14 protein-coding genes are annotated in these 16,293 nt (G+C 32.4%); 12 read left to right on the plus strand and 2 right to left on the minus strand.

What is annotated here, in order from left to right; all coding sequences use genetic code 11:
- The 5 genes from GKZ86_RS03670 to GKZ86_RS03690 form a co-directional block, all read left to right on the plus strand.
- The coding region (locus GKZ86_RS03670; RefSeq protein ID WP_154781762.1) for a gliding motility-associated C-terminal domain-containing protein at positions 1-2,020 on the plus strand (2,020 nt) is incomplete at its 5' end.
- 46 nt (positions 2,021-2,066) lie between these two features.
- The gene (locus tag GKZ86_RS03675; protein WP_154781763.1) at positions 2,067-2,999 is read left to right on the plus strand and encodes a type IX secretion system membrane protein PorP/SprF; all 933 of its coding nucleotides are present in this window, start codon (positions 2,067-2,069) and stop codon (positions 2,997-2,999) included.
- 11 nt (positions 3,000-3,010) lie between these two features.
- Complete coding sequence (locus GKZ86_RS03680) at positions 3,011-4,951, plus strand: OmpA family protein (protein WP_154781764.1); 1,941 nt, start codon at positions 3,011-3,013, stop codon at positions 4,949-4,951.
- A gap of 240 nt (positions 4,952-5,191) precedes the next feature.
- On the plus strand, positions 5,192-7,210 hold the full coding sequence (gene ligA, locus GKZ86_RS03685; protein WP_154781765.1) for an NAD-dependent DNA ligase LigA: 2,019 nt from the start codon (positions 5,192-5,194) through the stop codon (positions 7,208-7,210).
- Positions 7,200-7,895: a hypothetical protein gene (locus GKZ86_RS03690; RefSeq protein ID WP_154781766.1), complete on the plus strand. Its 696-nt coding sequence runs from the start codon at positions 7,200-7,202 to the stop codon at positions 7,893-7,895. Before ligA ends, GKZ86_RS03690 begins: the two co-directional genes overlap by 11 nt.
- Here GKZ86_RS03690 and GKZ86_RS03695 read toward each other — a convergent pair.
- A complete protein-coding gene (locus tag GKZ86_RS03695) occupies positions 7,881-8,792 on the minus strand; it encodes a bifunctional UDP-sugar hydrolase/5'-nucleotidase (protein WP_154781767.1) in 912 nt (303 codons plus the stop codon). The two genes, GKZ86_RS03690 and GKZ86_RS03695, sit on opposite strands and share 15 nt — an antisense overlap.
- A gap of 104 nt (positions 8,793-8,896) precedes the next feature.
- On the minus strand, positions 8,897-9,676 hold the full coding sequence (locus tag GKZ86_RS03700; protein WP_154781768.1) for a 5'-nucleotidase C-terminal domain-containing protein: 780 nt from the start codon (positions 9,674-9,676) through the stop codon (positions 8,897-8,899).
- A 46-nt stretch (positions 9,677-9,722) separates the two neighbouring features.
- Between GKZ86_RS03700 and GKZ86_RS03705 the strand changes: the two genes are divergently transcribed.
- From GKZ86_RS03705 to recN, 7 genes are all read left to right on the plus strand, one after another.
- Complete coding sequence (locus tag GKZ86_RS03705) at positions 9,723-10,235, plus strand: hypothetical protein (protein WP_154781769.1); 513 nt, start codon at positions 9,723-9,725, stop codon at positions 10,233-10,235.
- A gap of 15 nt (positions 10,236-10,250) precedes the next feature.
- Complete coding sequence (gene dapA / locus GKZ86_RS03710) at positions 10,251-11,144, plus strand: 4-hydroxy-tetrahydrodipicolinate synthase (RefSeq protein ID WP_154781770.1); 894 nt, start codon at positions 10,251-10,253, stop codon at positions 11,142-11,144.
- A 124-nt stretch (positions 11,145-11,268) separates the two neighbouring features.
- Positions 11,269-12,063, plus strand: coding sequence for an outer membrane protein assembly factor BamD (locus GKZ86_RS03715; protein WP_154781771.1), 795 nt, complete (start codon positions 11,269-11,271; stop codon positions 12,061-12,063).
- A gap of 8 nt (positions 12,064-12,071) precedes the next feature.
- On the plus strand, positions 12,072-12,389 hold the full coding sequence (locus tag GKZ86_RS03720) for a DNA-directed RNA polymerase subunit omega (protein ID WP_007807938.1): 318 nt from the start codon (positions 12,072-12,074) through the stop codon (positions 12,387-12,389).
- A gap of 17 nt (positions 12,390-12,406) precedes the next feature.
- Entirely contained in the window at positions 12,407-13,615 is a 1,209-nt protein-coding gene (gene coaBC / locus GKZ86_RS03725) for a bifunctional phosphopantothenoylcysteine decarboxylase/phosphopantothenate--cysteine ligase CoaBC (protein WP_154781772.1), read from the plus strand.
- A 72-nt stretch (positions 13,616-13,687) separates the two neighbouring features.
- A complete protein-coding gene (locus GKZ86_RS03730) occupies positions 13,688-14,575 on the plus strand; it encodes a DUF4835 family protein (protein ID WP_154781773.1) in 888 nt (295 codons plus the stop codon).
- Between the two features lie 57 nt (positions 14,576-14,632).
- Positions 14,633-16,285, plus strand: a complete 1,653-nt coding sequence (gene recN, locus GKZ86_RS03735; protein ID WP_154781774.1) for a DNA repair protein RecN — start codon at positions 14,633-14,635, stop codon at positions 16,283-16,285.
- Positions 16,286-16,293: the final 8 nt, after the last annotated feature.

The raw sequence follows: 16,293 nt of genomic DNA on the forward strand, positions 1-16,293 counted from the left end.
CAATATTCAGGTAAATGAACCAAATGTGGTTTGGTATAGTGCAGCGACAGGCGGAACAGCAATTCCTGCAACAACAGTCTTGGCAAACGGAATATATTACGCGGCCATTTTAGACCCAACAACAGGTTGTGAAAGTTCAATAAGATTAGCGGTTACTGTTACGGTAAATGATCCGGGCACACCAACAACTACAGATAACACTCAGGATTTCTGTTTAATAAATGCTTCTACGGTTGCCAATATTCAGGTAAATGAGCCTAATGTAGTTTGGTATAGTACAGCAACAGGCGGAACTGCCATTGCACCAACAACAGTACTTACAAACGGAGTTTATTACGGAGCTATTGTAGATCCTGTAACAACTTGTGAGAGTGCAGTAAGATTAGCCGTTACAATAAGCGTAACAGATCCGGGCACACCAACAACTACAGATAATACACAGGATTTCTGTATTACCAATTCACCAACAGTTGCCAATATTCAGGTAAACGAAGCAAATGTAGTTTGGTATAGTACAGCAACAGGCGGAACAGCCATTACACCTACAACTGCATTAGCAAACGGAGTTTATTACGGAGCGATTGTAGATCCGGTAACAGGTTGTGAAAGTAAAACAAGATTGGTAGTAACAGTAACGATAAATAACCCTACTGCAACACCAACAACAAATGCACCAACACAAAACTTCTGTTCAATAAATGCACCAACAGTTGCTAATATTCAGGTAAACGAAGCAAATGTAGTTTGGTATAGTACTCCAATAGGAGGAACAGCAATACCTGCAACAACAGCTTTAGCAACAGGTACATATTATGGAGCTATTGCAAGCATTATAGGATGTGAAAATGCTTTAAGATTAGTCGTAACAGTAAATGTAAATACACCAGGTATCGTTACAACAACAAGCACAACACAAACATTTTGTTTATCAAAAGCACCAACAATTGCAGATATTCAGGTAAATCAGCCAAATGTGGTTTGGTACACTACTGCAACAGGAGGAACTCCATTAGCAGCAAATACATTACTTACTGCAACTACTTATTATGCAACCTTACTTAGTAATACAACAAATGGTTGTGACAATGCTACACGTTTAGCAATAACAGTTGGATTTGAAAATGATGCATTGTATCAAATTACTGCAAGTGATAATACACCATGTGTTTTCCAAGGAATTACCTATTCAATTGCAAACGGAAAATCAAATTATGTTTGGTCTGTTAGCACAACAGGAACTATAACTTCTGGTGGAGGTAATGCAGATGGAACAGTAACAGTTTCATGGGGAGATGTTGGAGCCGGAACAGTATCGGTAACATACATCAATACATGTGACGAAACGACTACCAAAACATTAAATGTTACAGTAGCTACCTGTTCAGATCTTACAATAACCAATACAGTTAGTAACCCAACTCCTAATTTTGGAGATGAAATAGTCTTTACAGTAACAGTAAACAACGTTGGTCAGGGAACTATCATTAACACACTTGTTAGTGATTTAATACCAAGCGGATATACTTTAGTATCATCTTCAACATCAGCAGGAGTTTACGATCCTAATACGCAAGTTTGGACAATTCCAACATTAAATGGAGGACAAAGCGAAACACTTCAAATTAGAGTTATTGTATTGCCAAGCGGTAATTATACAAACGTAGCAACAATAGAAATTTCAACTCCTTTAGATGTTGATCCAACAAATAATTCAGCTTCGGCTTTTGTAGAACCAATTTGTTTAACCGTTTATAACGAGTTTACTCCAAATAGCGACGGTGCAAATGATCTTTTCAGAATTGACTGTATCGAATCATATCCAAACAATGAACTAAAAGTTTACAACAGATATGGTGCTTTAGTATACAGCCAAAAGAAATACGAAAATGATTGGGACGGAACAGCCAATGTATCAGGAGTTATAAATAGAGGAGATATGTTGCCTACTGGTACTTATTTTTATGTGATAGACATTGGAGACGGAACGGTTAAAAAAGGATGGTTATCTATAATGAGATAAGCACCATGATTAATCATCTAATTAATTAAACTAAATAAGTATCGTTATGAAACTATATATAAAATCATTAGAAACGTATTTAATCTTAATATGTTCTATTATAACATTTAGTGCGAGTGCACAACAAGATCCCGAGTATACACAATATATGTATAACACAATGGTAGTCAATCCGGCTTATGCCGGGTCTACCGGTAATTTAGAAGCAGCACTTTTGTATCGCTCACAATGGATTGGTATTGATGGCGCTCCCGAAACACAGTCATTTTCTATTCACGGACCACTTTTAAATGAGAATATCGGTTTGGGATTAAGTGTCGTAAATGACAAAATCGGGCCATCAAATGAACTATACCTAGATGGAAATTTTGCCTATTCAATACCGCTTGGATATGAAAAAAGATTAGCATTTGGTCTTAAAGCCGGTATGCGTATGTTAAACGTAGACTGGTCGAAAGGAAGATACTACAACAACAACGACGTTTTATTAAACCAAAACATCGATAACCAAATGAAATTGGCCGTTGGAGCAGGGATTTATTACTATACAAATAGATGGTATTTAGGAGTTTCGATTCCTAGTTTTATAGAAAATAGCTATTATGATGATGTGCAGGAATCGATAGATTATGATCGTTTGCATTATTATTTAATGGGAGGATATGTTTTTGATTTGAGTCCGAATTTAAAATTCAAACCTGCATTCTTAGTAAAAGCAGTAAGCGGTGCTCCGCTTACTGCTGATGTATCGGCGAATTTTATGATTGCAGAGAAATTTGTAATTGGTGGAGCATACAGAACAGATGATTCTGTAAGTTTCCTGGCAGGTTTTCAAATCTCCAGAAGTTTTTACATCGGATATGCATTTGATTATACCGTGAGCGACCTGAATAAATACAACGACGGTTCGCACGAAATCATATTGCGTTATCAGTTTAACAAAGGTGAAAGCAAAATTAAATCTCCTCGATTCTTCTAAAAAACAATCCTATGAAAAAATTATATATACTTAGTTTAGTATTGAGTTTTACGATTTGTTTTGCTCAAAAGACTAATTTAAAAAAGGCCGATGCATTGTTCAAAAACTATGCTTACGCAGATGCTTCTAAAGATTACGAAGAAATTTTACAAAACATAAAAAATCCTTCGACACAAACTTTAAAGAACGCCGCTGACTCGTATTATTTTATTTCTGATTCCAGAAATGCATTGAAATGGTACAGAAAATTATACGAAGCACAAGGAAATAACTTAACTGATATTTACTATTTGCGCTATATTCAATCGATGAAAGCCGTAATGGACTACGATGAAGCGAATCGAGTGACTAAAGAATATCTGGATAAAAAAGGAGATAAAAATGAGATCAACCGATATCTTATTCAAAAATTCCAATTAGATAGTCTCTCTAAATCAAAATCGCTTTATGACATAAAAAATCTAGCCATAAATAGCAGTAAATCTGATTTTGGAGCTACATATTTTCAGGAACAAGTTGTTTTTACCTCGGCAAGAGATACAACAAAGTTTAGCGAAAAATTATACACCTGGAACAATCAGCCTTTTCTGAATTTATATGTTGCCGAAAGAAATCCGGCCGATGCAAGTTTATTCAATGAAAAAGTATTTCTGTCAAATGTAATGACAAAATATCACGAAGCCACAGCAACTTTTGATGCCAGCGGAAAAACAATTTATTATACAACCAACATTGTTAAAAAAAACAAATTGGTCGTAGATCAAACAAAAACCAATAATTTTCAAATTGTAAAAGGTTCAATAGTCGACGGTAATAAATTAGAAAATCCACAAAAAGTGTTTTTTGATAACGATGATTATTCCGTTGGGCATCCGGCATTAAGTGAAGATGGAAAATGGCTCTTCTTTGCATCAGATATGCCTGGTGGATTAGGTGAAACCGATTTATATGTAGTGAAAATTGCCGCTGACGGAACAATGAGTTCTCCACAAAATCTGGGACCAAAAATTAATACTATCGGTAATGATCTTTTTCCATTCTTTAGTAAAGGAACGCTTTATTTTTCTTCAGATGGACATTACGGGTTAGGAGACCTGGATATTTATGAAAGTAAATTTTTATCTGATGGAAGTTTTTCAGACCCAAAAAATCTTGGAGCACCCATAAACAGTAATAAAGATGATTTTGCTTTTGTAATTGATAAAACAGGTCATGCCGGTTATATGTCTTCAAATAGAGAAGGAGGGAAAGGCGATGACGATATTTACTCATTTACAAAAGGAGATCCGGTTTGTAACCAGACTATTTCCGGAATGGCATTAGACAGAAAAACTCGAAAACCGCTTACTGATGTTGTTATTATGGGATATAACTCTTTTAATGATATTCTTGGTCAAACAAAAACCAATTATGAAGGTAAATATGCTTTAGTGGTTCCATGCGGAAAAACAGTTAAAATGATCGCAGCAAAACCGAACTACAGCAGCGATGAAAAAACAGTAGAAACCACAAAAGAAAATGAAGGTGAAATTCCGAATATTAATTTTGAACTAAGCAATTATGATGATTTAGTAGTGAAGAAAAAAGGAGTAGAAAAAGTAGATGTCAATCCAATTTATTTTGATTACGACAAATATGCTATAACACCTTTGGCAATAGAAGAATTGACAAAAGTAGTTTTCATCATGCAAAAATTTCCAAACATCAGAATCAAAATTGAGTCTCATACAGATTCTCGCGGAAAAGATGCCTACAACCTGAAACTTTCAGATAACAGAGCAAAATCAACACGTGATTATATTATTTCACAAAACATTGATGCCTCAAGAATAGAAAGCGCGATAGGCTATGGTGAAAGCCGATTAATAAATAAATGTAAAAATGGCGTAAAATGTACAGAAGAAGAACATTTGCTAAACAGACGTTCTGATTTTATAATAATTCAAAAATAAACATGACTAAATTAACCAACATTATTGTGGGCCTAAATATGAATGTTAAAACCATTTGGAAGTTGGTTTTTGTTTAATTCTTTTTAAGAATATGGACAAGAAGAAAATCAAGTTGCATCTTTTTGCAGCTTGATTTTTGATTTTTTAAAACTTTACGTTTTATTTACTTTTCATTAAAAATAATCTTAATTTTGAGGAGCAGTTTTCTAAATGACAATATCCGCACTATTTTAATATTTTATGAGTATTCAAGAAAAAATTCAGGCCTTACGCGACGAACTTAATCAGCACAATTACAACTATTACGTACTTGATAATGCCACAATTTCAGATTATGATTTTGATATTAAATTAAAAGAACTACAGGATTTAGAAAGCAAACATCCCGAATTTTTCGATGAAAATTCCCCAACGCAAAGAGTAGGTAGTTCTGTTGTTAATAAATTTCAAACTTTTCCACATGAGAATAGAATGTATTCTTTAGAAAATTCATATTCAAAAGAAGATTTATTTGAATGGGAAAAGAGAAATAAGAAATTTTTAGGTATTGATTCAGAATTATCATACGTATGTGAATTAAAATATGACGGAGCATCAATAAGTATTACTTACATTGATGGAAAACTGCATCGAGCATTAACTCGTGGAGACGGATTTCAGGGAGATGATGTTACGAATAACATTCGGACTATAAAAACGGTACCTAAAACACTAAAGGGTAATGATTACCCTTATAAATTTGAGATTAGAGGTGAAATTATTTTACCATTTGCTGGTTTCGAAAAAATGAATAAAGATTTGATTGAAATTGGAGAAACACCTTATTCAAATCCAAGAAACACAGCTTCCGGAAGTTTAAAACTGAAAGATAGTGCTGAGGTAGCTAAGCGACCTTTAGAATGTTTATTATATTTTTTAACAGGAGCTACAAGTGAAGATATGTGTTGGAATACACAGGAACAAGCTTTAAAATGTGCAGGTAGATGGGGATTTAAAGTTCCTAAAGAATTTGAATTTGCATCAAACATGGATGGGGTACTTAAGTTTATTGAAAAATGGGATGAAGCAAGATATAATTTGCCATATGAAACAGACGGTGTTGTAATTAAAGTTAATGATTGTTATTATCAAAATGAATTAGGATATACTGCAAAATCGCCACGTTGGGCAATCGCTTATAAATTTAAATCAGAACAAGTTTCGACCAAATTAAATTCGATAACCTATCAGGTTGGCCGTACCGGAGCCATTACGCCAGTTGCCAATTTAGCGCCAGTACAATTGGCAGGAACAATTGTAAAAAGAGCATCATTGCACAATGCAGATCAAATCGAAAAATTAGATATTAGAATAAATGACACCGTTTTTGTTGAAAAAGGAGGTGAAATCATTCCAAAAATTATAGCAGTAGATTTAGAAAAACGTCCTGAAAATTCAGAACCTACCCAATATATTTCATATTGCCCGGAATGCCATACAGAGCTGGTTAGAAATGTAGGCGAAGCCAATCATTATTGTCCTAATTTTTATGGATGTCCTCCGCAAATTATAGGCAGAATTCAGCATTATATTTCAAGAAAAGCAATGGATATTGAAGGTCTTGGCGGCGAAACAGTGGCACTGCTTTTCAATAACAATTTAGTTCATAATTATGCAGATCTTTATGAATTAAAAGTTGATGATATTTTGCATCTTGAAAGAATGGCAAAGAAATCAGCAGAAAATTTAGTGAATGGCGTAGAGAAATCAAAAGAAATTCCGTTTCAAAGTGTATTGTTTGCACTCGGAATTCGTTTTGTTGGCGAAACCGTAGCTAAAAAATTAGCCAAACATTACAAGAATATCGATGCGCTAAGTCAGGCTTCATTAATGGATTTAATTCTTGTAGATGAAATAGGCGAAAGAATTGCAAAAAGCGTAATTGAATTTTTTGAAAACGAAGAAAATAAAATAATAATAGAACGTCTAAAAAGTTATGGTGTTCAATTTGAAATTGTCGAAAACATAAATCCAGATGCTACAGAAAAATTTATCGGAAAAACATTTGTAGTTTCAGGAGTTTTTGCTCAATTCTCAAGAGACGAATTAAAGAAAACAATTGAAGATAACGGAGGAAAAGTAGGAAGTTCAATTTCTACAAAAACAGATTTTGTCGTTGCCGGAGATAATATGGGACCTGCCAAACTAGAAAAAGCCAGTAAATTGAATATCCCAATATTGTCTGAAGAAGATTTTATAACCAAATTGAATGAAAGCTAATAAGCCGTCGTTAATTCTTTATTTTTTAGCGTTACTGTTTACCATTATTTTTGATTGTATGCAGCACGACTTCTTGGCAGTTTATGCCAAAACAATAGTATTGCCTGCTATTTTCTTCTATTTCTTAGTTAGCAACGATTATAAAATGGGAAAAACTGAAGGATTAGTTTTTCTGTTTTGTTTTACAGGACAAGTTTTCGAATTAATGGATGTAGAGATTTCTGAGATTGGCGGTGTTTTAAGTTTCTTAATTGTCTATATGTTGCTCTTAAGAATTATAATTGTCGACCACGAAAAAATAAAATTCAGCAAAAAAAATATTCTGCCAATTTCAATAGTAATTATTTTTATAGTCTACCTATTAATTTCCGTATTAAGCCTGCAATCAGACAATATGAAAAAGTTTAATTTTATTTATACTTTTTACGGAATTGTACTCAGTCTTTTAAGTTATTATGCCTTTGTAAGTTACATCACCAAAGGCACATACGTCTCTTTTTTAATGAGTTTAATGGCAATTAGTTATATATTTTCAGATATATTCTACATCTTCAACGAATATTTCGCCTATTCGATTGTATTAGTTTTAATTCGCGACGTAACTCAAATTTTGGCCTATTACTTTATGGTCGCTTACTTTCTCGAAAAAGCAAAATCGCATAAAAAACTATTACACGATAATTGATTTTCCTTCATTAGTATGCGCTTTATTTTTGTCAAAATAAAAATCTATTCTTCCTAAATTAATTCCATAACACCCAACCTGATTTACAAGTACTTTTTCACCCGCTTTGTTAGTTACAATAGTTGGTTTATCAAGAAATGTGTGCGTATGTCCGCCAATAATAAGATCAATATCCTGAGTTAATTCAGCTAATTTTAGATCACAAATTTTAGAATCTTCATTACCATATTTATAACCCAAATGCGAAAGACAAATAACCAAATCACATTTTTCATCCTTTTTCAATAACCGCGTCATATCCTGAGCGATTTCAACAGGATTATTATAAACCGTTTCCTTATACATTTGTTTGTCAACCAAACCATCAAGCTCAATTCCCAAACCAAAAACACCAACCTTAATTCCGTTTTTATTGAAGATTTTATACGGTTTCACAAGACCGTTCATTACAGTGTTTTTAAAATCGTAATTAGAATTTATAAATTCAAAAGTAGCATGTGGCATTTGAGCATGCAAACCATCAAGACCATTATCAAAATCATGATTTCCAATCGTAGATGCATCATATTTCATCATGCTCATTAATTTAAACTCAAGTTCTCCACCATAATAGTTGAAGTACGGAGTTCCCTGAAAAATATCTCCCGCATCAAGCAAAAGTACATTCGGGTTTTCTTTACGAATAGCTTCAATAAGTGCAGCACGACGTGATACACCACCTTTATTCGCATTACGAGGATCATCAGCCGGAAAAGGATCAATATGGCTGTGAACATCATTCGTATGTAAAATAGTTAAATGCTTAATATCGTTAGTTTCAAAACTGCTTAATGACAAACCTAAACTTAATAAAGCAGTACTAGCAGCAGTTTTTTCGATAAATTCTCTTCTTTTCATTTTATATATTTTTTGCCGAAACAAGAATGTATTTTGTCGGTAGATTATTTTTTAGCACACACAGAATTGGTGTAAATTACTGTAATTCGTGGCAAACTTATTTTTTATTCCTCAGTAATACGAACATCTTTCGCTACAGGAATTGTATCAACTTCTTTAAAATAATCAATTAATACATCTCGAAGTTTATAGTTCAAATCAAATTTCTGAACACTTTTAGAGAAAAAATTCATGCTGTCGCCGCCGTTAGCCAAATAATCATTTGTAGCAACATAATAAATCTTATTAATGTCGAGAGGTTTTCCCTGAATTAAAATGTTTTTTGCAATTTTATCTTTACCTATTGTAAAAGTCATTCCGGATAATGGCTGCGCTTTTTGTGCCTTAATAATATAAGAAGCGATTTCAAGAATTTGATCTCCTTTTAAAGCCATTACAACCAAGCTGTTTTCAAAAGGCATAATTTCAAAAGCTGTTCTGCTGGTAACATTTCCTTTAGGTAAAATAGCTCTTATACCGCCATGATTCAATAAACACAAGTCGATACTTTTTTTCTCACGTGCGTTAAAAATCAGATTTCCTCTTTCTACACAAACATCAGCCATTAAATTACCAATGGTAGTTTGCCATTTTCCCGTACTTTTGTCTAAAGTTTCAGGACAATATGCCAAAACGCTATCTAGATCTTTATTAATATGCTCGCGATACGGAGCAATAAATTTTTCGATTTCTGGGGTTTCTTGTGCCTTTTCTGTTACCGGAAGCTGCTTTCCTTCTATCTTCGTAAGATTATAATTTTTGGGACTGCAAGAAACTATAAAAAAAAGTGTTAAGAATATAACAAAAAGTTTTAAAACTCCGTTATACTTTTTTAGTTTTACCATTTTAAATGCGACTTAAATAATTAATTTTGTAATTAGTAAAAGTACTATGTTTTTAAATTATACAAAGGAATTTTTTGTAAAAAAATCATTAAAAAATAACTTACATAATGTAAAAAGAGAAGTTTTTACTAGCCGTATACAAACAGTTGGTTTATTGGTAGATGAGAGTAAGTTTAGGCATTCAAAAGAGTTAATCAACGAATTAACCCTGCAGGGAATTGCTCCTGAGAACATAAAGATTGTTGCGTATAGAGATAAATTTGACAAGAAAAAAACGTATTCAAGGCCTACTTTTGGTAAAAAACACATCAATTGGAGAGCTGAGATTGCAGAAGATTTCTTAACTGAATTTATTGAGACAGAATTTGACCTTTTGATTAGTTATTATGAAATTGAAAAATCATTTCTAATGTTAATAACAAGTAAATCAGAAGCGAAGTTTAAAATCGGATTTGCCGCCGTTGATAAAAAATTAAATCGATGGATGATAGATACCGATATAGAGAATTATAAACTTTTCATTTCTGAATTGTTTAAGTATTTAAAAAGTTTAAAATAAAATATAAATTATAATATGCAATCATTAATAGGAACAGGCGTTGCACTTGTAACACCATTTAAAAAAGATTTCTCAATTGATATTGAAGCACTACAGCGAATTGTAAATTTTTCTGTTGATGGAGGAGTAGAATATCTTGTAGTTATGGGGACAACAGCAGAAAATGCAACCCTGACACAAGCCGAAAAAGAATTGGTTATAAAAACAGTAATCGATACCAATAAAGGAAGATTGCCTTTAGTATTAGGTGTTGGAGGAAATAACACAATGCAGGTTGTTGAAGAATTAAAAACAAGAGATTTTTCAGCTTTTGAAGCAATTCTTTCCGTTTCACCTTATTATAATAAACCAACACAAGAAGGAATATATCAACATTTTAAGGCCGTTGCCGAAGCTTCACCAATTCCGGTAATTTTATATAACGTTCCCGGAAGAACTTCAAGTAATATGTTGCCATCGACAGTAATTCGTCTGGCAAAAGATTTTGATAATGTTGTAGCTATAAAAGAAGCGGCAGGAGATGTTGTGCAGGCAATGCAATTGATAAAAAATGCACCAAAAGGTTTTCTTGTAATTTCAGGAGATGATATGATCGCATTACCGATTGTTTTAGCCGGTGGAGCAGGAGTAATTTCAGTAATCGGACAAGGTTTTCCGAAGGAATTTTCAGAAATGATACGTTTAGGTCTGAATAAAAAAGTAACAGAAGCATTTAAAACCCAATACTTTTTATCAGATTGTATTGATATGATTTTCGAGCAAGGAAACCCTGCCGGAATCAAGCAAGTTTTTCAAGCCCTTGGTATTGCTGACAATACAGTACGTTTGCCATTGGTTTCTGTTGACGATTCGTTAGCTAAAAGGCTGAATGAATTTGTTAAAAGCAGCATAAGAGTAGAGCAGGATTAAGGGTATTTTAATATACCAAAAAATATTTTGTAGTAGCTAAATTAATAACTAAATTTGCCACCGGAACTTCGGTGTGATTTTGCTTTGGCATAATTGTCTAAGAAATCATAATAAAAGTAAGAAAATGAAAAAAATAGTATCTCTATTAATTGTTGTTGTCCTTTTTTGTTCTTGTAGTGATTACCAGAAAGCATTAAAAAATGAAGATGTTGCGGCAAAGTTTGAAATTGCAACAAAAATGTACGAAGCAGGCAAATACAATAAAGCCATTCGTCTTTTTGAACAATTAGCACCTACTTATAGAGGTAAACCTCAGGCTGAAAAATTATTTTATATGTTTTCTCAGTCCTATTATAAAACAAAACAATATTACTTAGCAGGTTATCAATTTGAAAGCTTTGTTTCAGGATATCCTCGAAGCGAAAAAGTTCAGGAAGCTGCATATTTAGGAGCATACAGTTATTCTAAATTATCTCCTGTTTATAGTTTAGATCAAACCGATACAGTTAAGGCTTTAGAGAAATTACAGGCTTTTATAGATAATTATCCAAATTCAGAATACATTGTTCAGGCGAATGCGACTGTACAGGTTTTAAACGGAAAACTGGAGAAAAAAGCATTCGAAAATGCAAAAGGATACAATACGATTTCAGATTATAAATCAGCATTAATTGCTTTTGATAATTTCATTGCAGATTTCCCTGGAACACCTTTTAAAGAAGACGCATTGTTTTATAAATACGATTCGGCATACAAATTGGCAATAAACAGTATTCCATCAAAAATGCATGATCGTTTAAATGTTGCCAAAGTAGCGTACAATAACTTATTAAAGTTTAAAAGCGATACAAAATATAAAAAAGAAGCAGACGAAATGAATGCTAAAGTTGAAACAGATTTACAAAAATTTACTAAATAAATAAAGTCATGGATTTAAAAAAGACGAATGCTCCTGTTAATACAATAACTTACAATAAAACAGTTATTGAAGAACCAACAGGAAATGTGTATGAGGCAATTACCATTATGGCTAAAAGAGCAAACCAAATTAATTCTGAGATTAAAAAAGAATTAACTGAGAAATTAGAAGAGTTTGCTACTTATAATGACAGTCTTGAAGAAGTTTTTGAAAATAAAGAACAAATTGAAGTTTCTAAATTTTACGAAAAATTACCAAAACCACACGCTTTAGCCGTTCAGGAATGGTTAGATGGTAAAACTTACCACAGAGGTTCAAACAAATAATAAATAATATAGTATAAATGTCAGTTTTAAACGGGAAAAAAATTTTACTGGGAGTTTCTGGTGGAATTGCAGCCTATAAAACAGCCTCATTAGTACGACTTTTTATAAAAGCAGGTGCACATGTCCAAGTGATAATGACACCTGCTTCTAAGGATTTTGTAACTCCATTAACGTTATCTACGTTATCAAAAAATCCTGTACATTCCAGTTTCTTTAATCAGGATGATGAAGATGCAGTTTGGAACAATCATGTTGAATTAGCACTTTGGGCTGATTTAATGTTAATTGCTCCAGCAACTGCTAATACATTATCTAAAATGACAACAGGAAACTGTGATAATCTTTTAATAGCTACTTACTTATCAGCTAAATGTCCTGTTTATTTTGCTCCGGCAATGGATTTGGATATGTACAAGCATCCTTCTACAATATCAAGTTTTAATGCCTTAAAGCAATTTGGAAACGTAATGATTCCTGCTGAAAGCGGCGAATTGGCAAGCGGTTTGTCCGGAGAAGGCCGAATGGCAGAACCGGAAAATATTATTGCTTTTCTTGAGGCTGATTTAGAAAGTAAACTACCATTAAAAGGAAAAAAAATACTAATTACTGCCGGGCCAACATACGAAGCAATAGATCCTGTTCGTTTTATAGGAAATCATTCTTCGGGAAAAATGGGATTTGATATTGCAAATGCTGCTGCAAATTTAGGAGCAAATGTTATTCTGGTTTCTGGACCAACACATTATAAGGTAAAAAACGCTGCAATTAAAGTTATAGATGTAGTCTCTGCGCAAGATATGTACGATGCCTGTCATTTGTATTTTAACGATGTTGATGTTGCAATTGCAGCCGCAGCCGTAGCAGATTATAAACCAAAAGTTGTAGCTTTACAAAAGATTAAAAAAGCAGCAAATGATTTTTCTATTGAACTTGAAAAAACAAAAGACATTTTAGCTTCTTTAGGAACAATTAAGCAAAATCAATTTTTAGTAGGATTTGCTTTAGAAACTGAAAATGAAATTGAAAATGCTAAGTTGAAAATTCAGAAAAAAAACTTAGATTTGATAGTTCTTAATTCACTGCAGGACGAAGGTGCCGGTTTTAAAAAAGAAACCAATAAAGTTACTTTTATTGACAAAAATTTTAAGATTGAACCAATGGAATTAAAAACAAAAGAATCTGTTGCTGTTGATATTATTAACAAAGTGATTTCTCATTTTTCATAAGCAGCAATAGTCTTAAATCAAAAGTGAAATAAATAGCTGAATCGTATTTCGATAAAGCAAATAGTATCTGATATGAATAATAAAATAGTTACTCTTTTAGTATTTTTAATTTTTGGCTTTACACAAGCACAACAGCTAAATTGTATTGTAACTATAAATACAGAGAGACTTCCAAATCCTAATCAGCAAGTATTTAAAACACTTCAAACATCATTGTCTGAGTTTGTAAATAAAACAGACTGGACAGGATCAGTTTTAAAACAAAACGAACGAATCAATTGCTCAATGTATATTACATTGTCATCTAATAGTTCAGATCAGTTTTCGGGTACAATTCAGGTACAATCTTCAAGATTAATTTATAATTCAACTTATTCATCACCGGTTTTTAATTTTAATGATAAAGATTTCAATTTCAACTATACTGAATACGAACCTTTATTGTTTAATCCCACTACTTTTGAGTCAAATTTAGTATCTGTAGTTTCTTTTTACAGTTATATGATTTTAGGAATAGATGCAGATACGTTTCAAATGGGCGCGGGAAGTCCTTATTTTGAAACTGCACAAAATATTGCCAATGTTGCTCAACAAGGAGGTTCAAAAGGATGGACTCAATCTGATGGCGTTCAAAACCGTTATTTTCTAATAAACGATATGGTTTCACCAACGTATACTGATTTACGTCAAACTATGTTTTTATACCATACAGGTTTAGACGGAATGAGCAATGATCTAAAAGTATCAAAAGAAAAAATTAAATCTTCAGTAATACTTTTAGCCAAATTAAATTCGGTTAAACCCAATGCTTTTTTAACCCGTGTATTTTTTGATGCAAAATCAGATGAAATCGTTTCTATTTTTTCCGGCGGACCAAGTATTTCGGTTACTGATTTAACTGATGTTCTAAATAGGGTTTCTCCATTGAATTCTACTAAATGGTCTCAGATTAAATTTTAATTGATTTTATTCTAATTTTCACTTTCTTCATTAATTTTATATTTACATATTAATTCTATGATTACTTCACTGTCGATTAAAAACTATGCTCTGATAGAAAAATTATCAATAGATTTTTCAAGAGGTTTTTCTATAATTACAGGTGAAACTGGTGCTGGTAAATCTATTATCCTTGGTGCTTTAGGATTGGTATTAGGAAAAAGAGCCGACTTAACTTCATTAAAAAATAAAGAAGAAAAATGTGTAATCGAAGCACATTTTGAAATTTCTAAATATAATCTGAAAGAGTTTTTTGAAGCGAATGATCTTGATTACGAAGATGAAACAATTATAAGACGTGAAATTTTGCCTTCAGGAAAATCGCGCGCGTTTATTAATGACAGCCCTGTAAATCTTCAGGAATTGCAAGATTTAAGTTTGTTTTTGATTGATATTCATTCGCAACAGCAAACACAGGAATTATCAGATGAAAATGTTCAGTTTAAAATAATTGATGCCATTGCAAATAACTTTGATACAATTGCAACCTATCAAAAATTATTAAAAAGCTATAAATCAGAAAAATCAAAACTAAATGCTTTGCTAAAAAAGCAAAGTGATTCAGGAAAAGAGCAGGAATACAATACTTTTTTATTGAACGAATTGGTTTCGGCTAAATTAAAATCAGGAGAACAAGAAGAATTGGAAGCTGATTTTGAAAAGCTGAATAACGTTGAAATTATAAAAGAATCAATAGATAAATCGTTGGTAATTGCAAATGAAGAGCAATTTGGTGTATTTCATAATTTAAATGAAATCAAAACTTCGCTACAAAAAATAGCACCGTTTTCAGTTGAATATCAAACTTTATTTGAAAGAATTACAAGTGTAGCAATAGAATTTGATGATGTTTCAAGAGAACTGCAAAACGCTTCTGAAAAATTATTAAATGATCCTGAAAAATTAGAATTAACCAATCAGAAATTGCAATTGATTTACAATTTGCAAAAGAAACATCAAGTTACTTCTGTAGACGAATTAATTCAGATTCAGGCAAATTTAGAAAATGCGGTTATCGAATTAGGAAATATCGAAGAAGAAATTGCTTCATTATTAAAATCAATCGAAGACAAAACAATAGAATTAGATGCTTTTTCAGCAACAATTCACCAAAACAGAGAAAATGCCATTCCGGTTTTATCAAATCAGTTAATTTCGATTTTAGAAACCTTAGGAATGCCAAATGTTCGTTTCAATATGGAACTTTTACCATCTGAAACCTATTTTCAAAATGGAAAAGACGAATTACAATTCTTATTTTCAGCCAATAAAGGAACTGATTTTGGATTGTTGAAAAAAGTAGCTTCAGGAGGAGAAATGTCCCGTATAATGTTAGCTGTAAAAGCGATTTTAGCACAATATTCAAAACTGCCAACCTTAATTTTTGATGAAATTGATACAGGAGTTTCAGGAGAAATTGCTATTAGAATGGGCGAAATCATGAAAGAAATGAGTACTAAAATGCAAATATTTGCCATTACGCATTTACCTCAGATAGCCGCAAAAGGCGATTCGCATTTTAAAGTTTTCAAATCTACCGTTGGCGATGATACACAATCAGAATTGAAACTTTTATTTCCTAATGAAAGAATTACAGAAATAGCACAAATGCTTTCTGGAGCCAATATTTCTGATTCAGCATTAAATCACGCAAAAGAATTATTAAATTAAGCTATAGA

Origin of the sequence: Flavobacterium sp. LC2016-13 (genome assembly GCF_009707955.1) — a bacterium.
In the GTDB taxonomy this organism is placed as follows: Bacteria; Bacteroidota; Bacteroidia; order Flavobacteriales; family Flavobacteriaceae; genus Flavobacterium.